Genomic DNA, 19,715 nt, shown 5'->3' with positions numbered 1-19,715 from the left:
CGGGGGTGCAAGAATCGAGAACCAAAAAATTTGGCACTGACATTCATCGACACACTATTGAGTTCTCAAAGAACACACGCACACACATCCGAACCGGATATTCTCCGGAATTTCCGTGCGGCTGTTGGACCAGCTTAGCTCATCAAGAGCAGGTATCCAAATCCGTCAGGCGCTCAACCGTCCAACCTCGTGTCCCGGTCTCCCGGGTCGGTGTCCGTGTCGCTCTGACATGGAATAAGTTACGCGGCGGAAAACGCAACGTCAAATCGCCTGGTCAGTGGCGCGAAACCGCAGGTCAGCGCGGCCGCATCCCGGCAGCGGCCCGGAATCACACCGTTGTGATCCGGGCCACTTTCAAGATCATTCTCGGGCGGCCCGGCGCACGCCGGCGAAGTTGCGCTTGCCCCGGCGCAGCACCAGCCACTGTCCGTGCAGGTAGTCGCCGTCGCCGGGGGTCCAGTCGAGATCGGTGACGCGCTCGTTGTTCACCGCGGCGCCCCCCTCGTTGACGGCGCGGCGGGCCGCTCCCCTGCTCTCCGACAGCCCGGACGCCACCAGCAGGTCGACGATGGTGTTCGCGCCGCTCGGGTCGATCTCGGCGACCGTCCCGTCCACCGCGGCCTCCCGGAGCGCCGCGGCGAGCGTCGGCTCGCCGAGCTCGCGCAGGTCGGCGCGGCCGAAGAGGGCCTGGCTCGCCAGCTGCACCCCGCGGGTCTCGGCCTCGCCGTGCACCAGGGTGGTCATCTCGGCGGCGAGCCTGCGCTGCGCCTCCCTGGCGTGCGGGCGCTCGGCGGTGGCGGTCTCCAGCTCGTCCAGCTCCTCGCGGCTCAGGAAGGTGAACCAGCGCAGGTATCGGACGACGTCGGCGTCGGCGGTGTTCACGAAGTACTGGTACCAGGCGTAGGGGCTGGTCAGCTCGGGGTCGAGCCAGAGGCTGCCGCCGCCGGTCGACTTGCCGAACTTCTTGCCGTCCGCCGAGGTGACCAGCGGGACGGTGAGCGCGTGCACCGGCTCGCCGTCCACCCGGCGGTTCAGCTCGACGCCCGCGATGATGTTGCCCCACTGGTCCGAGCCGCCGACCTGCAGCCGGCAGCCGTGGCTGCGGCGCAGCTGCAGGTAGTCGTTGGCCTGCAGCAGCATGTAGCTGAACTCGGCGTAGGAGATGCCGTCGGTGTCCAGCCGCCGCTTGACGGTGTCCCTGGCCAGCATGACGTTCACCGAGAAGTGCTTGCCGATGTCGCGCAGGAAGTCGACGACCGACAGCGAGCCGGTCCAGTCCAGGTTGTTCACGACGGTGGCGCCGGTGGGCGAATCGTCGAGGTCGACGAAGCGCTCCAGCTGGGCGCGGATGCGCCCGGACCACTCGGCGACGGTGTCGGCCGCGTTCATGGTGCGCTCGCCGACGTCGCGCGGGTCGCCGATCAGCCCGGTCGCACCGCCCGCGAGGACGACGGGCCGGTGCCCGGCGCGCTGGAAGCGGCGCAGGGTGAGCAGCGGGACGAGGTGGCCCGCGTGCAGGCTGGCGGCGGTCGGGTCGAAGCCGGCATAGAGCGAGAGCGGCGCGTCGGCCAGGGCCGCGCGCATGGCATCCGGATCGGTGGACTGCGCGATCAGGCCGCGCCAGGTCAGTTCGTCGATGATGTCGCTGCTCACGTGGACCGATTGTGCCGCACCGGACGGGGGCGGGTTCCCCGAGGCCGTGCTGAGCTACGCGCGCGGACTGCGGCGATAGGCGGAGACGGCGGCGGAATCGGGGAGCCAGAAGCGCCACGGGACGTCGGCGGCCAGGCTCACCCCGACCCGCGGCCCCGCCGCGACGGCCGCGTCCGGGAGCGGGGGGCCGAGTTCCAGGGTGATCGCGGCGCCCGGGTCGGTGAGGTCGGTGCCGTAGTCGGCCAGGCTCAGCCCGAGCGCGCTGCCCAGATTGCCCGGCCCGCGGGCCAGCGCGGCGTCGGTGCGGGCGGCAGGGCGGCGGGAGCGGGCGATGTCGAGCCCGGCGATCACCTCGCCGGAGCGGAGCAGGGCGGCGCTTGCGGTGCCGTCGGGGCCGGTGGTGACGTTCGCACAGAAGTGCATTCCGTAGCTGAGGTAGACGTACAGCGCGCCGGCCGGGCCGAACATGACGGCGTTGCGCGCGGTCCGGCCGCGCGCGGAGTGCGAGGCCGGGTCCGGCCACGGGCCCGCCGGATCGCCGCCGTACGCCTCCACCTCCACGATCCGCAGCCCCACCGGGCCGGACCGAAGCGTCGCGCCGAGCAGGCGGCGGGCGGCGGTGGGCGGGTCGGTGACGAGTTCCTGCACCGGGTCGATTGTGCCGAACGGTTGTGCCGCACCCTGATCCGGGCATAAATTCATCACGCAGTGAATTCAACACTCGATGAATAGAGGCGAGATGCCCAATTCCTCCGAACCCGCCGTCCGGATCGACGGCCTGGATGTGCGGCGCGGCGGCAAACCGGTGCTGCACGACATCGCGCTGACGATTCCGCGCGGCTCGATCACCGGGCTGCTCGGGCCGTCCGGCTGCGGGAAGACCACGCTCATGCGCGCGATCGTCGGCACCCAGCTGGTGCAGGGCGGCAGCGTCACCGTGCTCGGGCGGCCCGCGGGGTCGGCGGCGCTGCGGGCCGCGGTGGGGTACGTGACCCAGGCGCCGAGCATCTACAGCGACATCAGCGTCCGGGAGAACGTCGCCTACTACGCCGCGGTCTACGGGCGCGATGCCGCCGCGGTGGACGAGGCGATCGCGGCGGTCGGGCTGGCGGAGCGCGCGGGCAACCGCGGCGACGCGCTCTCCGGCGGGCAGAAGACCAGGGTCTCGCTGGCCTGCGCGCTGGTCGCGCAGCCGGAGCTGCTGGTGCTGGACGAGCCGACCGTCGGGCTTGATCCGGTGCTGCGGGTCGAGCTGTGGCGGCAGTTCGCGGCGCTGGCCGCGGCGGGGACGACGCTGCTGGTCTCCAGCCACGTCATGGACGAGGCCGAGCACTGCGACCGGCTGCTGCTGATGCGCGAGGGCAGGTTGCTGGCCGAGCTCTCCCCCGCCGAGCTGCGCGCCCGCACCGGCGAGCAGAACCTGGAATCCGCCTTCCTGGCGCTGATCACAACCGGGGTGACCGCATGAGCACACTGCGTCCCTACACGGCCACCACCGGCCGCATCCTGCGCCAGTTGCGCAACGACCGCAGGACCGTCGCCATGATCCTGGTGGTGCCCGCGGTGCTGATGGCGCTGCTGTACTTCGTCTACCAGGACGTTCCCACCCCGCCGCAGGCGCAGTCGTCGCTCTTCGACCGGGTCGGGATCAGCATGCTCGGCATCCTGCCGTTCATCGTCATGTTCCTGATCACCGCCATCGCCATGCAGCGCGAACGCAGCTCGGGCACGCTGGAGCGGCTGCTCACCACGCCGCTGCGCAAACTCGACCTGCTCGGCGGCTACGGCACCGCCTTCTCGCTCGCCGCGGCGGCGCAGGCGGGGGTGGCCTGCCTGGTGGCGTTCGTGCTGCTCGGGCTGAACGCGGCGGGCAACCCGGGCTGGGTGATGCTGATCGCGGTGCTGGACGCGGTGCTCGGGGTCGCGCTCGGGCTGCTGGCGAGCGCCTTCGCGCGCACCGAGTTCCAGGCGGTGCAGTTCATGCCGGTGGTGGTGGCGCCGCAGATCTTCCTGTGCGGGCTGCTGGTTCCGCGCGGGCAGCTGCCCGGCTGGCTGGAGGCGGTGAGCAATGTCATGCCGCTCAGCTACGCGGTGGACGCGCTGCAGGAGGTGGCGATCCATCCGGAGCCGACCGGGAAGATGTGGCGGGATCTGGCGGTCGTCGCCGCCTTCGCGGTGGTCGCGCTCGGGCTGGGTGCGGCGACGCTCCGCCGCCGCACGGCGTGAGCGGCGAGGCGCAGGGCCGCTCCGGGCGGCGTCCGGGCAACTCGGGGGCGCGCGCGGCGATCCTGGACGCGGCCGGGAAGCGATTCAGTGCGAACGGGTTCGACGGGACCTCGATCCGGGCCGTCGCCGGGGACGCCGGGGTGGACCCGGCGCTGGTGCACCACTACTTCGGCAGCAAGCGGCAGCTCTTCGCCGCGGTGGTGGAGCTGCCGATCGACCCCGAGGTGGTCATGCGGGTGTTCGGCGCGGCGCCGCTGGACGAACTCGGGGCGACCATGGTGCGCACGCTGGTGACGCTGTGGGATTCCGAGCTGGGCAGCGCGGCGGTCGCGGTGCTGCGCACGATGGTGGCCGGTACCGATCCGGGGCTGGCGCGCAGCTTCTTCATCGAGGTGGCGCTGGAGCGGGTGCGGGCCAGGATCGCCACCGACACCGACGACGGCAGCGGGCGGGTCGCGCTGGTCGCCTCGCAGATGCTCGGCATGCTGATCGCCAGGAAGGTGATCGAGCTGGAGCCGCTGGCCTCCATGCCGGTGGACGCGGTGGTGGCGGCGATCGGGCCGACCGTGCAGCGCTACCTCACCGGTGAGCTGGGCTGAGCTCAGGCATCGGTGAAGGCGGCCGCCTCGGCGGCGCTCACCGGCAGCGCCTCGTCGACGAGCAGCACCGGGATGCCGCCGTCGATCGGGTAGGCGCGGGCCAGCCGCTCGTTGTAGAGCACGGTGCCGCCGTCGGCGGTGCGCACCAGCCGGAGCGGGCCCTTGTCCTCCGGGCAGGCCAGCAGGCTCAGCAGGGTCGGGTCGAGGGTGTACTGCTCCGGCATGGGGTCAACCTACCTCGGTCCGGCGGAACGAGATGTGCCGGTGCCCGAAGAAGCTCGCCACGGCCACCAGCGCCATGACCACGACGGTGGACGGGATCTCCGGCAGCGCAAGCACGTCGACGGCGAGCGAGAGCAGGACGACGTTCAGCAGCAGGCCGCCGGAGTTCACCGCGACGAAGCCGAGGAAGTCGCGCAGCATGCGGCCGCGCACCCGGAAGACCAGGGTGCGGTGCAGCGCGAACGCCGTGGTGGTGCCGACGGCGTAGGCGAAGACCACCGAGATCGCGGCGGGCCAGGAGTCCGGCAGGAACCAGAGCCAGAACAGGGTGAGCGCCATGCCGAAGACGGTGTTGAAGCCGCCGATCAGCGCGAAGCCGACCTCCTGGCGGCGCACCAGGCGCAGCAGGAGTCCGGGCTCGGGGTGCTCCGCGGCGGCGACCTCGACGGCGGCCGGACCGCCGAGCGGGGCGACCGGGTGCTGCGGGCCGGGCGGGGTCGTGTCGCCCGCCGCACCCCGCGAGTCCCCGGCCGCCGCACCGCCGGGCTCCGCTCCGGTGCCGGGTGCTGCGCCGCTCGGGCCGGCGAGCGCGGCACGGTCGGGCGGCGGGGGCGTGCTCACGGCGCGACGTCCGCCAGCGGGCGGTCGGCGTTGGTGTCGGCCGGGGCGTCCGGCTCGTCGCGGCGACGGGAGCGGAGGTAGCCCCACTGCAGGACGCCGAGCCCGGCCAGGCCGACGACGGCGGTGCCGATGCCGATCTTCCAGCCCGGCGGGCGCCAGGTCAGCTCCAGCTCGGCGTTCTCGGTGCCAGCGGGGACGTCGATCGCGATGAACGACTTCGCGACCGTCGTGATCGGGATGTCCCTGCCGTTCAAGGTCGCGCGATACCCGGGCCAGCCGAGCCGGGCGAAGGTCACCTTGCCGCCGTAGGCCGAGCTGACCCGGACCCGGCTGGTGGTGTCGGTCTCGCCGAGCGAGGTCGCGGTGACCCCCGCGCTGTTCGAGATCCGGCCGTTCACGGTGGAGATCAGGCCGTTCTCCCGCTCCAGCACCCAGATGTAGCGGGCATTGCCCGGGTAGTCGACCCACTTCCAGCCCTCGGGCGCCGGGTTCAGCCCGGCGTCGGGGAAGAGCGCCTTCTGCAGGGTGACCCGGTCGACGTTCATCAGGTCGACCAGGGGGCGGCCGGTGCTCGGCTCGGGCGCGAACATGCGGCTGTAGGCGTCCGGGCAGACGCTGCCGTCCCAGCGCATGCAGAGCAGCTCGCCGAAGTAGAAGTGGCCGCTCGGGGTGTAGCCGTTGACGTAGTCGAGCTCGACGGCGCGGGCGTAATTGCCGAACACCAGCGAGCCGTAGGCGCCGTCGACGCTCTTGTCCTGCGGTTGCAGCAGGCCGCGGTCACCGAGCTGCAGGGTGGTGCCGGGGAAGTCGGGGAAGGATTTCTGCGCGTCCGAGCGGTGCGCCGGCAGGTTCCACGCCATCGGCGTCGGCTGCGCCGCGTCCACCTGGAAGTAGGCGATGGGGAACATGGCGAGCAGGGTCAGCGCACCGGCGAAGGCGGTACCGCGGGTGCGGCCCAGGTACACCACGCCCGCGCCGAGCGCGAGCAGCGCGGCGGCGGCGAGCAGGTGCCAGACCACCCGCGCCGGGTCGGCGGAGAACGAGCGCACCAGCAGCGCGAGGACCAGCACGGCGGCGGCGATCGCGCGCGGCCGCCACTCGCGGACCGTGCCGAAGCGGCCGATCAGCACGCAGACCAGCACGAGCAGCCCGATGGCGAGCATCGGCAGCACCCGGACCGGCCAGCGCAGCGGCCCCACCGAGCCGGGGCCGGCGGTCCACATGAGCATCATGATCGCGAAGAGCGCCACCGCGGTGAGCTCGCGCCAGGCGCCGCGCGCCCTGGTCCAGTCGATGAAGGCCAGTGCGGGGATCAGGAACCAGGCGATGTAGGTGACCGGCATCGGGTGCACGTAGCTCCACCAGGAGGTGAAGGCGGGCAGCGCGCTCGGCAGGCTGGCGTTCAGCGACTCCGACCAGGGCACGGTGAGGAACTGGTCGTTGATGATCTGCGCGGTGCCGCGCCAGGTGACCTTGGCCGAGAGCATGCTCGGCAGGAAGGCGATCAGCCCGGCCAGCCCGGCGCAGGCGGCGACCGCGGTGAGCCGGGCGATCGGCTGCCAGCGCCGCTGGTAGACCAGCTCGCCGACGGCGACCGCGGCCAGCATGAGCACCGCCTCGACCGCGGGGAAGATGTACTGCGTGGTGATCGTCAGGTAGAGGAAGACGAAGACCGGGATCGGGCCGCCGAGGCCGCGGGTGTAGCGCACCGACGAGGCCCAGGCGTGCACCAGCCAGGCGGTGCCGGTGAGCGCCGTCATCCAGCTGGCCTGGTCGAAGAAGAGGAAGAAGCCGGAGAGCGGGAAGGCGACGCCCGCCACCGCGGACCACACCGGCCGCGCGCCGTAGACCAGCGCGATCCGGTAGACGCCGAGCGCGGCGATGATGGCGAAGACCAGCTTCACCACGGTGGCGTACACCGCGACGTTGTCGATCGAGGGCGCGACCAGGTCGATCAGCAGCTGCGGCGGGTTGAAGAGCCCCGCGTCGTCCATGGTGTTGTTCCCGGCCATCCACTGCTCGGGCACCATCACCGGGAAGACGCCGTCCCGCAGCGAACGGCCGAGCCCGACCCAGAGCGCGGTGTACTGCGATTCGGTGTCGTCGGTGTAGTAATGCCTGGCATTGGCCAGCAGGACGGCGGCATAGCCCGCGATCACACCGAGGATGGTGACGAGGCCCCACCGGTACACATTCCGGCGCGACTCCGGTACTGCACTGTCGGTCACGAGTTCCAGACCCTACCGTGCGCCGGTGGCGCGGCAACCGCCCGAAGGGGGCCCGCACGGGCGCGGGGACCGTTACCGCACCGTGTTAGAGTTCCGGACGTCTCGGGTCCGCCTCCCCCACCGGGGAGTTGCCGGCACGCACCGTTGTCGAAAGTCGATCCAGCTGATGCCGATTCCCTCCGCTCGTTCCCCCCGTCCGGTCGACGCCGTGCCGCACGGCGAGCTCGCCCGGCCCGGCGTCGACCGGCCGCACTCGATCTCCGTGGTCGTCCCGGTCTACCGGGGTGAGGACACCATCGAGGCGCTGGTCGCGGAGCTGGACCGGCTCGCCGCGGCGGACACCACCCCCGGCGGCGCGCTCTTCGTCGTCGACGAGATCCTGCTGGTGCACGACCACGGCCCGGACCGCTCCGACGTGGTGCTGCAGGAGCTGGAGCGGCGCTACCCGCAGGTCCGCCCGATCTGGCTGAGCCGCAACTACGGGCAGGACGCCGCCACCATCGCAGGCATGGCCGCGGCGCGCGGCGACTGGATCGTCACCATGGACGAGGACGGCCAGCACGATCCGGCCTTCGTCCCCGCCTTCCTGGACGCGGCGCTCGGCGAGCGCGCCGACCTGGTCTATTCCAAGCCGAGCAACACCCGTCCGCACGGCTTCCTGCGCAACCTGACCTCGCGCGGCGCCAAGCTGGTGCTCGCCACGCTCTTCGCCTTCCCCGACTCCACCCGGTTCGAGAGCTTCCGGCTGATCCGCGGCGACATCGGCCGCAGCCTCGCCGACGTCGCCTCCAACGGCGCCTACCTGGACGTCGCGCTCTCCTGGGTGGTCGGCGCGGTGGCGCAGGTGCCGGTGACGCTGCGCGCCGAGGGCCGCGAGGACTCCGGCTACAACTACCGCAGGCTCTTCTCGCTGTTCTGGAAGATGGTGCTGTGCAGCGGAACCCGCGGGCTGCGGCTGGTCAGCCTGCTCGGGGTGACGCTGGCGCTGGCCGGTGTGGTCGTCGCGGGCGTCGTGGTCTGGGAGGCGATGACCACCGAGGACTGGGCGCCGGAGGGCTGGGCGTCGATGATCGTTGTGGTGCTGCTGTGCTCAGGGGCGACGCTCTTCTCGCTCGGGCTGATCGCCGAGTACCTCGGGGTCGCGCTGCACATCCTGGTCGGCAAACCGCTGTACCTGACCGTGCGCTCGCCCATCCCCCGGCTCGACCGTGCCGGGGAGACCATCACGACCAGGGAGGTCGAGCAGGTTGAGCACTGAGCGCATCCTTTTCAGCCGCCCGCACCGCGCGCAGCGCGAACTCGCCAACCTGGAGGCGGTGCTCGGCTCCGACCACAGCCACGGCGACGGGCCCTTCACCGCGGCGGCCACCGCCAAGCTGAAGGCGATCACCGAGGCGCCGCACGCGCTGCTCACCACCTCCTGCACCTCGGCGCTGGAGATGGCCGGGCTCCTGCTCGAGCTGGGCCCGGACGACGAGGTGATCGTCCCCAGCTTCGCCTTCACCTCCACCGCGACCTCGATGGCGCTGCGCGGGGCCACCTGCGTCTTCGCCGACATCGATCCGGCGACCGGCAACCTCGACCCGGCCGCGGTCGCGCGGGTGGTCACCCCGCGTACCAAGGCCGTCGTCGTCATCCACTACGGCGGCGTCGCGGCGGACATGGCGGGGCTGCTCGAGCTCGCGGCCGCGCACGGCTTCGCGGTGGTCGAGGACAACGCGCACGGACTCGGCGGGCGCTGGCGCGGCAGGCCGCTCGGCACCCTCGGCACGCTCGGCACGCTGAGCTTCCACGACACCAAGAACGTGCACTGCGGCGAGGGCGGCGCGCTGCTGCTCCGGGACGAGATCCTGATGGCGCGCGCCGAGATCATCCGGGAGAAGGGCACCGACCGGGCCCGGTTCCTGCGCGGCGCGGTGGACAAGTACTCCTGGCAGGACATCGGCTCCAGCTACCTGCCGAGCGAGCTGAACGCCGCCGTGCTCGACGCCCAGCTCGACGAGTTCGACCTGATCCAGACCGGCAGGCACCGGGTGTGGCACGCCTACGCCACCGCGCTGCCGGAGTGGGCGCGGCGCAACGACATCCGGCTCATGACGGTGCCGGAGGACCGGGCGCACACCGCGCACCTCTACTACCTGCGGGCCCCCTCCGAGCAGCTGCGCGACGACCTGATCCGGCACCTCGCCGGGCTCGGCGTCTCCGCGCCGTTCCACTACGTGCCGCTGGACTCCAGCCCGGCCGGGCTCAAGCTCGGCCGCACGCCGGTGCCGTGCGCGCACAGCGCCGAGTTCTCCGCGACGGTGCTGCGGCTGCCGCTCTGGCCGGATCTCACCGACGAGCAGGTCGAGCGGGTGATCGACGCGGTCACCGCGTTCACCGTCTGACGGGGTTGCGCCCGCCCGGCCGGACGAGCCGGGCTCCGGTGCGGCTCGCCGCCGCGGCTTCGGCCGCCGCGCGCTACGGCTCGAGGACGTACAGCTTCTCGCGGCCGCCCGCGATCAGCGTCGCCTTGGTGACGCGGTCGGCGTACCGGCCGAGGAGCGCGTCGAAGGTCTCCTCGGTGTAGCGGTTCGCCTGGGCGCCGTCACCCGCATCGGTATAGCGCTTGCCGAGCGCGGCCAGCAGCCTGTTGTCGCTGCTCGCCATGTTGCGCACCGGCTCGGCGAGCACCACCCGGTCGCGGGCGGCGGCGAGCATGCGGTCGACCACCGGCGACGCGTCGGGCAGGAAGTGGTAGAGGCTGGCGTGCATGAGCACCACGTCGGCGGCGGGCAGCGGTGCGCCGTCGCCCAGATTCCAGACGTCGGCCCGGCCGCCTGCCTTCCGGACGTCGGCGACGAAGCGCTCGTTCAGGTCGAGCCCGTGGTAATCCACCTCCCGGTCGCGCAGGTACCGGGTGTAGAGCGTGGACGGGCCACAGCACAGGTCGAGCACCGAGGCGCCGTGCGGGATCTCCGCCGCGACGGCACGGAACCGGTCCGGGTAGTGCCGCCCGTACAGGGCGCGCATCAGAACGCCGTAGACCATGCCGTTGCGGTAGATGAGGCTGGTGCTCACGGGCCCCGACTATGCCATCCCCGGATCCGCTCGCGCACGCCGGGTTTCGCCATCAGCCGGGCAGCCGCCCCGCCTCCGCCTCGGTGAGCACCTCGTAGGTCTCCGACTCCCGGTCGTAGTACCAGGTGTCCGGCCCCGGCCCGGGCGGCATGGTCTCCCGGACCGCCCGCGTGGACGGCCGGAAGGTGGCGCTGCGCGGGATCTCCGGAACCACGTGCACGATGTCGGGGCGCTGGTCCGGGTCGAGCGCGCGCAGCGCCTCGCTGACGTCCTTCGGCTCCAGCCGGTGCCCGTCGCGCACGCTCACCGCCGCCACCGCCAGGCAGTGCCCGCCGTCCGGCAGGCCGTAGGCGACCTCCATGTCCACCGCGCCGATGTCGTTCAGCACGTCGACGATGGGCTGCGAGTAGACCGGGCCGCGCTTGCCGTTGATCACCGTGTCGCGGCGGTCCATGAGCCAGTAGTCGCCGTCGGAATCGCGGCGGAACAGGTTCTCGGTCGGCATCCAGGAGTCGCCGCGCGCGAAGACCCCGCGCAGCCCGCCGGTGGAGAGGTCGACGCTGTCCGCTGCCTTGCCGATGAGCAGCCCGACCTCGTTGTCCGCGCAGCGCCGTGCGTAGCCGGAGTCGTCGACCAGCACCTCCTCGGCGATCGGGTCGTAGGCGACCAGCTCGACCCTGGCCGTGCCCGGCACCGGCCTGCCCTTGCAGCCGTGCTTGACGCCGCTGACGTTGGCGAGCACCACCTCGCCCTCGATCGAGGCGTAGAACTCCAGCACCCGGGCCGGCTCGAACTGCTCGACCGTGCGCCGCCACAGCCCGGCGGGCATGCCGGAGCCGATGAAGAGCCGGATCGGGTGCCGATGCCCCTTCGGGAACACCTCGGCGTCCAGGATGTCGCGCATCATGGTCCAGGTGTAGGTGACCACCGTGACGCCGTAGCGGTGCACCTCCTCGCCGAACCGGTGCGGGTCCAGCGAGCGGGCCAGCGCGATCCGGCTGCCGCCCGCGATGGCGCCGCCGAGGCTGACCAGCAGCCCGGACGAGTGGTGCAGCGGCGCCAGGCAGTACACCGTGTCCCCGCGGTCCAGGTCGGCCGAGGTCGCGGTGCCGAAGGCGGAGAGCGCCCAGCGGTGGTTGGTGATGTACTTCGTCTCCAGCCGGTCGCCGGTGCCGATCACCAGCACGAAGGCCACCTCGCGGGCCAACCCCGGGTCCGGCGTGTACCAGCCGGGCAGCGGGACGGCGGCCGGGTCGATCTGCTCCAGGTCGGTGACGTCGCCGCCGGCCGGGATGTCCAGCTCGCGGTCGGCGCCGCCGCCGAGGACGAGCACGCGGGCCCCGGTGGCGGCGGCCTGGCGCAGGTTCTCCGGATCGCTCACCAGGGTGCGCACGCCGGTGACCTCGAGCGCCCGCTTCAGCTCGCTGCCCGGCGCGAGCAGCACCGCCACCGCGCCGAGCCGGGAGATCGCGGCGACGGTGGCCAGCGCGCTCGGCCTGGTCTCCATGATCACGCCGACCCGGTTCGCCGGGCGCACGCCCGCCGAGATCAGCCCGCGGACCACATTGTCGATCCTGGCGTTCACCGCCTCGTTGGTGTGCACCCGGTCGTCGAAGAGGAAGAGGTCGCGGTTCGGCGCCCGGTTCGCCTGCTCGGCGAGCAGCCTGCCCAGCGAGATCCTGGTGTGCGGCTGGATGGTGCCGAGCCGGGTGAGCCGGGGCAGCGCCCGCGCGGCCTCGCCGACCAGCTCCACCGAGCCCTTCATCGCCCCCGACGCCAGGTTCTCCAGCGCCTTGCCGAGCCCGGTGCCCGCCTCCACCAGCGAACCGGCGGTGTGGATGGCGCGGGCCGCGGCCGAGCGCGGGGTGTTCGGCGCGACGTACTCCGACATCGGCGTGATCTCCGGCGGCAGCGTGCGGTCGCGGTCGAGCCAGTCGATCCACTGCCGCACCAGCGGCCAGGTGCGGTTGCTCGCCGTCGAGCCTGCGACCAGGCCGAAGTGCCCGGCCAGCAGCGTCGCCTCGTAGACGTCGGCGTGCGGGGCCGCGCGCACGATGCCGCGCACCGCGCCGGGCTGGCCGATGTCGTCCACCTCGCCGACGAAGGCGAGGATCGGGCAGCGGAGCTCGGCCAGCGAGACCGGGTGGTCGCGGATCACGAAGCCGCCGGACATCATCCGGTTATGCGCCACGAACTGCTTGAGCAGGTCGGCCGCGGCGGGCCCGGCGTAGCCGACCCAGCCCTCGCTGTTCAGGAAGCGGCGCTGCCGCTCCTTCGGCAGCAGCGCCTCGCGGTCGTGCAGCTGGCGCAGGAAGTCGATCCGCGACTTGGCGGTCTTCACCGGGTCGAGCAGCTGGAAGCCGATCCGCACCATGGAGTCGGTGATCGGCAGCCGGTTCAGCACGTGGTCGGCGACGAAGTCGGCGGCCTCGGAGACCATGCCGTAGGGCAGCCCGAACGGCATGCCGTTGACGATGTCGACCGGGCTGCCGAAGGTCACGATGCTCTCGACGCCCTTGCCGTAGCGGTAGGCGGTGGTCTGATAGGCGAACATGCCGCCCTGCGAGTACCCCATCAGGTGCACGTCGCTGCCGGTGGCCTCGGTGACGGTGTCGATGGCGCTGCTGATCGCCAGGATGTGGTCGGCCAGGTCGCGCTGCCAGCCGCCCTCCTCGGTGGCCGGCGAGCCGAAGTCGACCACCCAGCAGTCGACGCCGCCGCGGTTCAGGATGCCGACCGCGCCGTCCTCGGCGCCCACGTCCCAGATGTCGGCGTTGACCATGAGCGGCGGCACCAGCAGCGCCACCGGGCGGCCGTCCGCGACCTCGTCCGGGAAGTAGTGCCTGAGCCGGTACATGCGTCTGCGCTCGACCACCTCGAAGGGCGACGACTCCACATCGTGCGTCAGCCCGCCGAAGCGGATCACCTCGAGCCCGTTCTGTGCCGTCGCCATCAGACGCTGCACCGAACCGGCGATTCCCTGCACACCGAAATTCACGATCGCTCCTGGCCGTACCTCACCGTGACCGCTCTCACACGCATCCGACGTGCCTCGTCGAGCTTCGCACATCGCGTACCCATTATGTCCCGGCACTACGACGGCATCGCCCAGGTGCGGCCGGGCTGTGATCCGCGTTCGCCGATAGGCTGGAGAAATGACCGACATCGCACAGCAGCCGGCCACCGACCGCGAGGCCCTGCCCGTCGAGCTCGTGGACGAGACCGGCCACGCGGTCGGCGCCTGCCCCGTGCTGGAGGCGCACAGGCAGCCGGGGCGGCTGCACCGCGCCTTCTCGGTGGTGCTCTTCGACTCCGACGGCCGGGTGCTGCTGCAGCGCCGGGCCGCGGTCAAGACCAGGTTCCCGCTGCTCTGGGCCAATGCCTGCTGCGGCCACCCGGCGCCGGGCGAGCCGGTGGTCGCCGCCGCGACGGTCCGGCTGATCGAGGAGCTCGGGCTGACCACCGGGCTCACCGAGCGCGGCGTCTACAGCTACCGCGCCGACGACGAGCGCACCGGCCGGGTCGAGCACGAGTGGGACCACGTGCTCACCGGAACGCTGGCACACGAGGTGCCGCGCCCCGACCCCGCCGAGGTCGCCGAGGTGCGCTGGGTCGCCCCCGGCGAGCTCCGCGCCGAGCTGCGCACCCGTCCCGGCGACTTCACCCCCTGGCTCACCGGCGTCCTCGACGTCGCCCTCGGCTGACCTCCCTGCGGCCTTCCCCGGCGCGGGTTCGGCTCGATCGACATCGTCGGATGCGCATATCACGGTATCGACGATCGAAAGACTTGGGGATTTCACAGGCTGACCTCAGCCCGAGGCCAGCAGCCCCGGCCAGAGTGGTACTCGACCGGCGATCACCCCTGATCGCGCGGGACGCAACCGGGAGGTCTACCGATGGTCGAGCTGGAGCTGGACGATTCGACGGTGACGCTGAACGTGCTCGGCGGACACCGCATCCTGGCGCTGCGCGGGCAGCTCACCCTCGACGTCGCGGATATCGAGGCCATCACCCCCGCCGAGGTGGATCTGCGCCCGCCGTGGGTGCGCGCGCCGGGCACCTTCTTCCCCGGCGTGATCGCCGCGGGCACCTACCGGGGCAGGGGCCGCAAGGAGTTCTGGGACACCACCTTCACCGGCCGCGCCATCCGGATCGACCTGGCCGGTGGCGAGTACACGCGGCTCGTGGTCGACGTGGCCGACCCCGAGGCCGAGCTGGACAAGCTGACCGCCGCCGTGGCGGCCTGATAACTCGCCCGTCGGGCAGACGGGCCCGCGGGATACCGGCCGGGTAGCGCTGAGCGCACCCGGCCGGCGTCGTCTCCGGCTACCGGCTGTAGCGCAGCATGGTGCGCACCATCCGGCAGGTGGCGTCCGACGGCGGCCGGATGCCGACCTGCTCGGCGGTGCGCCGGATCTTCTCGTTGCCCGCCTGGGTCGGCAGGTAGGTTCCGGAGTCGAGCAGCGCGATGGCCAGGCGCATCGCCTTGAGCCTGCGGTTGTGCGTGATGTACCAGTGCCGCGGCTTACCCGCGGGCAGCGGGCGCCTGGACAGCGGCGTGTACGGCGTGAGCGGCTCCGACGCGGGCCGCCGGTAGCGGTGGCCCGCGCTGCGGAGTTCGGTGACGCTTCCGATGCGGGCGGTGGCGGATTCGGTCACGGGGCCCTCCCATCCCTGATGGTGTCGAACGCACGGACTCGCGCTCGAACACACTGTCGATTCTACCGGGAGGGTCCGACAAGAAACAGGTCCTGACAGCGGCTTTCGCGGGCGCGCCGCGACCTATCCGCGCAGCCGCGCGACCTCCGCCTTCACCTCGGCGAGCTGGTCCGCCACCCGCACACCCGCGGTACCGCCCCGCGCGTCTCGGGACGCGATGGACCCCGCCACCGTGAGCACCTCGCGCACCGCGGGGGTGAGCGCCGGATCCACCGCGGCGAACTCCGCGTCGGTGAGCTCGTCCAGCCCGACCCCGCGCGCCTCGGCCACCCGCACGCACGCACCGGCCGCCTCGTGCGCGACCCGGAACGGAACACCCTGCCGCACCAGCCATTCCGCGATATCGGTGGCCAGCGTGAACCCGGCCGGGGCCAGCGCCGCCAGCCGCTCCGGGTGGAAGGTGAGCGTGCCGACCAGCCCCGCGATGGCGGGAAGCAGCAGCTCCAGCTGGGCCACCGAGTCGAAGAGCGGCTCCTTGTCCTCCTGCAGGTCCCGGTTGTAGGCGAGCGGCTGCGCCTTGAGCGTGGCGAGCAGCCCGGTGAGGTTGCCGATCAGCCGTCCCGCCTTGCCGCGGGTGAGCTCGGAGACGTCCGGGTTCTTCTTCTGCGGCATGATCGACGACCCGGTGGACCAGGCGTCGGCCAGCGTGATGTAGCCGAACTCCGGCGTGCTCCAGACGACGATCTCCTCCGCCATCCGGCTCAGGTCGACGCCGATCATGGCGAGCACGAAGGCCGCCTCCGCCGCGAAGTCGCGGGCCGAGGTGGCGTCGATCGAGTTCGCCGCCGCCGCGTGGAAGTCCAGGTCGGCCGCGATGGCCTCCGGGTCGAGCCCGAGCGAGGAGCCCGCCAGCGCGCCCGACCCGTACGGCGAGATCGCCGCCCGCCGGTCGAAGTCGCGCAGCCGGCCGATGTCGCGGAGCAGCGGGTGCGCGTGCGCGAGCAGGTGGTGCGCGAGCAGCACCGGCTGCGCCGCCTGCAGGTGCGTCTTGCCCGGCATCACCACGTCCGGGTGCGCCTCGGCCTGCGCGACCAGCGCGTCGACCACGTCGAGCAGCCCGGCCTCGACCCGGCGGGCGGCGTCCCGCAGCCACATCCGGAAGAGCGTCGCGACCTGGTCGTTCCGTGAGCGCCCCGCGCGGAGCCTGCCGCCCAGCTCCGCCCCGACCCGCTCGATCAGCCCGCGCTCCAGCGCGCCGTGCACGTCCTCGTCCGACTCCGCCCAGCCGAAGGCACCGGACGCCACGTCGGCGTCCAGCCCGTCCAGCCCCGCGAGCATGGCCGCCAGATCGGGCGCGGAGAGCAGCCCGGCCTTGTGCAGCACCCTGGCGTGCGCCTTCGACGCCCGGACGTCGTACGGGGCCAGCACCCAGTCGAAGTGCGTGGACTTGCTCAGCGCGGCCATGGCCGCGGCCGGGCCGTCGGCGAACCGGCCGCCCCAGAGCGCGCCGGTATTGGTGCCGCCGCTCACTTCTGGTTCAGGTCGCGCCGCGCGGCGACCTTCGAGGAGAGGCCGTGGATCTGCACGAAGCCCTTGGCCAGCGACTGGTCGAAGGTGTCGCCCTCGTCGTAGGTGGCCAGGTTGAAGTCGTACAGCGACTGCTCGCTGCGCCTGCCGTTGACCACGACGTTGCCGCCGTGCAGCACCATCCGGATGTCACCGGAGACGTGCTCCTGGGTCTCCGCGACGAAGGCGTCCAGCGCGCGCTTGAGCGGCGAGTACCACAGGCCGTCGTAGACCAGCTCGCTCCAGCGCTGCTCCACCTGCCGCTTGTACCGCCCCAGCTCCCGCTCGACCGTCACGGCCTCGAGTTCCTGGTGCGCCGTGATCAGCGCGATGGCGCCCGGCGCTTCGTAGATCTCCCGGCTCTTGATGCCGACCAGCCGGTCCTCGACCATGTCCAGCCGGCCCACGCCCTGCCGCCCCGCCCGCTTGTTCAGCTCGACGATGGCTTCGAGCACCGAGACCGGGCGCCCGTCGATCGCCACCGGAACACCCTTGTCGAAGCTGACGATGAGCTCGTCCGGCGCCTCGAAGTTCACCGTCGGGTCGGCGGTGTAGTCGTAGACGTCCTTGGTCGGCGCGTTCCACAGGTCCTCCAGGAACCCGGTCTCGACCGCGCGGCCCCACACATTCTGGTCGATCGAGAACGGCGACTTCTTGGTGACGCTGATCGGCAGCTTGTTCTCCTCGGCGAAGGCGATCGCCTTCTCCCTGGTCCAGGCGTAGTCGCGGACCGGCGCGATGACGTTCAGATCCGGCGCCAGCGCCCCGATCCCCACCTCGAACCGCACCTGGTCGTTCCCCTTGCCGGTGCACCCGTGCGCCACCGTCGACGCCCCGTGGAACTTGGCCGCCTCCACCAGGTGCTTCACGATCAGCGGCCGGCTGATCGCCGACACCAGCGGGTACTTACCCTGGTACAGCGCGTTCGCCTGCACCGTCGGCAGGCAGTAGTCGTTCGCGAACTCGTCCCGCGCGTCCACCACGATCGCCTCGACCGCGCCGCAATCCAGCGCACGCTGGCGCACCACGTTCATGTCCTCGCCGCCCTGGCCCAGGTCGATGGCGACGGCAACGACCTCGGCGCCGGTCTCCTTGCCGATCCAGCTGATGGCGACGGAGGTGTCCAAGCCACCGGAGTAGGCGAGTACGACGCGATCGGACATGGTGTGTGTGCTCCTAGGTTTCTGTGTGGTGGGGTGGCCTCTACAAATGATTATGCATGAGTCTGCAATCTCATTCATCGGCGGGGGTGGGGTGTTCGGGGAAGAGTACTGCGCCAGCCGTGCGCCGACCGCGATCGGAGACCGGGGTGCCACGATCCGGTACCGGCGTACCATCGCAAGACCATTCCCGCGCAGAGCAATTGGCGAGCAAGTATGGTCTCCGCTGTGACGTCTCCGATCCTGCAGCGTGGACAGAACCTCGTCATCCCCGCGGGCGCGCAGCGCGTCGTCGCGGTCATCGGGTGGGGTGCCGCCGGTGTCGAGGTGGATGCCTCCGCGCTCCTGCTCGGAGGTGATCAGAAAGTCAGGTCCGATGCCGACTTCGTCTTCTACAACCAGCCGCACTCGGCCGACGGCTCGGTGCGGTTCCGGGCGGGTGCGGGCGGGCCGGCGGATCAGGCGCTGATCGACATCGGGCTCGCGGACGTTCCCGCCGACGTCCGGACCATCGCGCTGGTCGGCAGCGTCGACACCGGCACCTTCGGCGCGCTCGGCCAGCTCTCGCTGACGATTCTCGGCGAGCGCGGCGAGCCGCTGGCCACCTTCGCCACCGCCGACGCGACCACGGAGTCCGCATTCCTGTTCGGGGAGATCTACCGCAGGGACGACACCTGGAAGGTGCGGGCGGTGGGGCAGGGCTGGGATTCCGGGCTGGCCGGGCTGGCCACCGATTTCGGCGTCTCGGTGGCCGACGACGACATCGCGCCGGAGGTCTCCTCCCCCGATGTGGCACTTCCGGACACCGCGCGCACAGTCGACCCGGTCTACTGGCTCTGGGGGCAGAACCGGAGCTGGCAGAGCTACCACCTGGCGATCGAGAAGGAATTCCTGCCCGCGATCCGCAGCCTGTACCCGTCGGAGCGCTCCGGGCGGTACGGCGACCTCTCCCCCGTGGTCCGGCTGGTCCCCGAACCCGACGGCCCGCGCGGCCCGTTCGGTGTGTCGGTGCGCGCCGAAGGGCGGACGATCGGATATCTGAAGCCGGGCGACGCGCAGACCTGGGCGTCGCCGCTCCGGCGCATCGTGGCGTCGGGGCTGTTCCCCACCACATCGAGCACCATCCGGCTGCACGAGTACGACGACTGGGAGGGCGGGACCCAGGTCGACGCGGATGTGCGTATCGGCTTGGAGGAGCCGGTGCTCGCGATTCCCGTCAACGAACCGCCGGACGCCCCCTACACCCTACTGCCGCGCTCGCGGATCGTGCAGGTGACCAAGGAGCACGAGCACTTCGGCGCGCTGGCCCGGTTCGTCCCGGTCGGTGGCATCGGGCTGCTGTTCGTCACCCTGCACGAGAACGCGGCGCCCGGCAGCCGGGCGAAGCCGCATGTCGAGGTGCGCGTCGACGGCCTGCGGGTCGGTCAGCTGACTCCGCAGACGAGCCAGCGGTTCCTCCCGATGATCCAGCACCTGGAGGCGCGCGGGCTGCTCACCGCCTGCTGGGGCGAGATCACCGGCTCCTCGGTCGCGGCCAAGGTACGGATCGATGCGGTGAAGGCGAACGAGGCGAGCCCCGCAGTATTGGACGGGCCACCCATCACGGTGCCGCCGCTGCGGCCGCCACTGCGCGATCCCCTCGACTACGACCTGACCGCCATGCGTCCCCACCTCGCACCACTGCCTCCGGCACGGCAGGCACCCTAGGATGCTCTGAACGA

The 19,715-nt window shown here is 71.8% G+C and carries 18 protein-coding genes; 8 read left to right on the top strand and 10 right to left on the bottom strand.

The window, feature by feature from the left end; genetic code table 11:
- Nucleotides 1–360: 360 nt before the first annotated feature.
- On the bottom strand, nt 361–1,653 hold the full coding sequence (tyrS, locus tag ACFUJ1_RS15800; protein WP_378646083.1) for a tyrosine--tRNA ligase: 1,293 nt from the start codon (nt 1,651–1,653) through the stop codon (nt 361–363).
- Between the two features lie 54 nt (nt 1,654–1,707).
- Nucleotides 1,708–2,355: a DNA-3-methyladenine glycosylase gene (locus tag ACFUJ1_RS15795; RefSeq protein WP_378646119.1), complete on the bottom strand. Its 648-nt coding sequence runs from the start codon at nt 2,353–2,355 to the stop codon at nt 1,708–1,710.
- Between the two features lie 37 nt (nt 2,356–2,392).
- Between ACFUJ1_RS15795 and ACFUJ1_RS15790 the strand changes: the two genes are divergently transcribed.
- Genes ACFUJ1_RS15790 through ACFUJ1_RS15780 form a run of 3 tightly spaced genes read left to right on the top strand, consistent with a single transcriptional unit; the run spans nt 2,393 to nt 4,478 of the window.
- Nucleotides 2,393–3,121, top strand: coding sequence for an ABC transporter ATP-binding protein (locus ACFUJ1_RS15790; RefSeq protein ID WP_378646081.1), 729 nt, complete (start codon nt 2,393–2,395; stop codon nt 3,119–3,121).
- Nucleotides 3,118–3,879, top strand: coding sequence for an ABC transporter permease (locus ACFUJ1_RS15785; protein ID WP_378646079.1), 762 nt, complete (start codon nt 3,118–3,120; stop codon nt 3,877–3,879). Before ACFUJ1_RS15790 ends, ACFUJ1_RS15785 begins: the two co-directional genes overlap by 4 nt.
- A complete protein-coding gene (locus ACFUJ1_RS15780) occupies nt 3,876–4,478 on the top strand; it encodes a TetR family transcriptional regulator (protein ID WP_378646077.1) in 603 nt (200 codons plus the stop codon). Before ACFUJ1_RS15785 ends, ACFUJ1_RS15780 begins: the two co-directional genes overlap by 4 nt.
- Nucleotides 4,479–4,480: 2 nt before the next feature.
- Here the strand turns inward: ACFUJ1_RS15780 and ACFUJ1_RS15775 are convergent, their stop codons facing one another.
- The 3 genes from ACFUJ1_RS15775 to ACFUJ1_RS15765 are packed head-to-tail and all read right to left on the bottom strand — an operon-like array spanning nt 4,481 to nt 7,513.
- Complete coding sequence (locus tag ACFUJ1_RS15775) at nt 4,481–4,702, bottom strand: Trm112 family protein (protein WP_378646075.1); 222 nt, start codon at nt 4,700–4,702, stop codon at nt 4,481–4,483.
- Between the two features lie 4 nt (nt 4,703–4,706).
- Nucleotides 4,707–5,321: a GtrA family protein gene (locus ACFUJ1_RS15770; RefSeq protein ID WP_378646073.1), complete on the bottom strand. Its 615-nt coding sequence runs from the start codon at nt 5,319–5,321 to the stop codon at nt 4,707–4,709.
- Nucleotides 5,318–7,513 (bottom strand): hypothetical protein, encoded by a 2,196-nt coding sequence (locus ACFUJ1_RS15765; RefSeq protein WP_378646117.1) that lies wholly within the window; start codon nt 7,511–7,513, stop codon nt 5,318–5,320. The genes ACFUJ1_RS15770 and ACFUJ1_RS15765 overlap by 4 nt, the downstream gene beginning before the upstream one ends.
- A 202-nt stretch (nt 7,514–7,715) precedes the next feature.
- On the opposite strand from ACFUJ1_RS15765, the gene ACFUJ1_RS15760 reads away from it, so the two are divergent.
- Entirely contained in the window at nt 7,716–8,807 is a 1,092-nt protein-coding gene (locus tag ACFUJ1_RS15760; protein WP_378646071.1) for a glycosyltransferase, read from the top strand.
- A complete protein-coding gene (gene rffA, locus ACFUJ1_RS15755) occupies nt 8,797–9,936 on the top strand; it encodes a dTDP-4-amino-4,6-dideoxygalactose transaminase (RefSeq protein WP_378646069.1) in 1,140 nt (379 codons plus the stop codon). Before ACFUJ1_RS15760 ends, rffA begins: the two co-directional genes overlap by 11 nt.
- Nucleotides 9,937–10,009: 73 nt before the next feature.
- Here rffA and ACFUJ1_RS15750 read toward each other — a convergent pair whose 3' ends face one another.
- Both ACFUJ1_RS15750 and ACFUJ1_RS15745 read right to left on the bottom strand, forming a co-directional pair.
- Complete coding sequence (locus ACFUJ1_RS15750; protein WP_378646067.1) at nt 10,010–10,609, bottom strand: class I SAM-dependent methyltransferase; 600 nt, start codon at nt 10,607–10,609, stop codon at nt 10,010–10,012.
- 52 nt (nt 10,610–10,661) lie between these two features.
- On the bottom strand, nt 10,662–13,562 hold the full coding sequence (locus ACFUJ1_RS15745) for an AMP-binding protein (RefSeq protein WP_378646115.1): 2,901 nt from the start codon (nt 13,560–13,562) through the stop codon (nt 10,662–10,664).
- A gap of 202 nt (nt 13,563–13,764) precedes the next feature.
- On the opposite strand from ACFUJ1_RS15745, the gene idi reads away from it, so the two are divergent.
- Both idi and ACFUJ1_RS15735 read left to right on the top strand, forming a co-directional pair.
- Nucleotides 13,765–14,313 carry an isopentenyl-diphosphate Delta-isomerase gene (gene idi, locus ACFUJ1_RS15740; protein ID WP_378646065.1) on the top strand — a complete coding sequence of 183 codons (549 nt, stop codon included), beginning with the start codon at nt 13,765–13,767 and terminating at the stop codon, nt 14,311–14,313.
- Between the two features lie 192 nt (nt 14,314–14,505).
- The gene (locus tag ACFUJ1_RS15735) at nt 14,506–14,856 is read left to right on the top strand and encodes a hypothetical protein (protein ID WP_378646064.1); all 351 of its coding nucleotides are present in this window, start codon (nt 14,506–14,508) and stop codon (nt 14,854–14,856) included.
- Nucleotides 14,857–14,935: 79 nt separating this feature from the next.
- Here ACFUJ1_RS15735 and ACFUJ1_RS15730 read toward each other — a convergent pair whose 3' ends face one another.
- The 3 genes from ACFUJ1_RS15730 to ACFUJ1_RS15720 form a co-directional block, all read right to left on the bottom strand.
- Nucleotides 14,936–15,268 carry a hypothetical protein gene (locus ACFUJ1_RS15730; RefSeq protein ID WP_378646062.1) on the bottom strand — a complete coding sequence of 111 codons (333 nt, stop codon included), beginning with the start codon at nt 15,266–15,268 and terminating at the stop codon, nt 14,936–14,938.
- 123 nt (nt 15,269–15,391) lie between these two features.
- Nucleotides 15,392–16,798: an argininosuccinate lyase gene (argH, locus tag ACFUJ1_RS15725; protein ID WP_378646060.1), complete on the bottom strand. Its 1,407-nt coding sequence runs from the start codon at nt 16,796–16,798 to the stop codon at nt 15,392–15,394.
- A complete protein-coding gene (locus ACFUJ1_RS15720) occupies nt 16,795–17,997 on the bottom strand; it encodes an argininosuccinate synthase (protein WP_378646058.1) in 1,203 nt (400 codons plus the stop codon). Before ACFUJ1_RS15720 ends, argH begins: the two co-directional genes overlap by 4 nt.
- 225 nt (nt 17,998–18,222) lie before the next feature.
- Here ACFUJ1_RS15720 and ACFUJ1_RS15715 point away from each other — a divergent pair, with 225 nt between their 5' ends.
- The gene (locus ACFUJ1_RS15715) at nt 18,223–19,701 is read left to right on the top strand and encodes a TerD family protein (protein ID WP_378646056.1); all 1,479 of its coding nucleotides are present in this window, start codon (nt 18,223–18,225) and stop codon (nt 19,699–19,701) included.
- Nucleotides 19,702–19,715 lie beyond the last annotated feature (14 nt).

It is taken from the genome of Nocardia sp. NPDC057227, from assembly GCF_042669725.1.
Classification (GTDB): domain Bacteria; phylum Actinomycetota; class Actinomycetes; order Mycobacteriales; family Mycobacteriaceae; genus Nocardia; species Nocardia asteroides_A.
Note: the sequence above shows the minus strand (reverse complement) of the source record. Positions and strands in the feature narration are given on the sequence as shown.

What these genes read in the sequence shown, in the direction of transcription:
- ACFUJ1_RS15795 (WP_378646119.1), bottom strand. Translation starts at nt 2,355, where the DNA reads ATGAATTTATGCCCGGATCAGGGTGCGGCACAACCGTTCGGCACAATC.
- ACFUJ1_RS15790 (WP_378646081.1), top strand. Translation starts at nt 2,393, where the DNA reads ATGCCCAATTCCTCCGAACCCGCCGTCCGGATCGACGGCCTGGATGTG.
- ACFUJ1_RS15785 (WP_378646079.1), top strand. Translation starts at nt 3,118, where the DNA reads ATGAGCACACTGCGTCCCTACACGGCCACCACCGGCCGCATCCTGCGC.
- ACFUJ1_RS15775 (WP_378646075.1), bottom strand. Translation starts at nt 4,702, where the DNA reads ATGCCGGAGCAGTACACCCTCGACCCGACCCTGCTGAGCCTGCTGGCC.
- ACFUJ1_RS15760 (WP_378646071.1), top strand. Translation starts at nt 7,716, where the DNA reads ATGCCGATTCCCTCCGCTCGTTCCCCCCGTCCGGTCGACGCCGTGCCG.
- ACFUJ1_RS15745 (WP_378646115.1), bottom strand. Translation starts at nt 13,562, where the DNA reads ATGGCGACGGCACAGAACGGGCTCGAGGTGATCCGCTTCGGCGGGCTG.
- idi (WP_378646065.1), top strand. Translation starts at nt 13,765, where the DNA reads ATGACCGACATCGCACAGCAGCCGGCCACCGACCGCGAGGCCCTGCCC.
- ACFUJ1_RS15735 (WP_378646064.1), top strand. Translation starts at nt 14,506, where the DNA reads ATGGTCGAGCTGGAGCTGGACGATTCGACGGTGACGCTGAACGTGCTC.
- ACFUJ1_RS15720 (WP_378646058.1), bottom strand. Translation starts at nt 17,997, where the DNA reads ATGTCCGATCGCGTCGTACTCGCCTACTCCGGTGGCTTGGACACCTCC.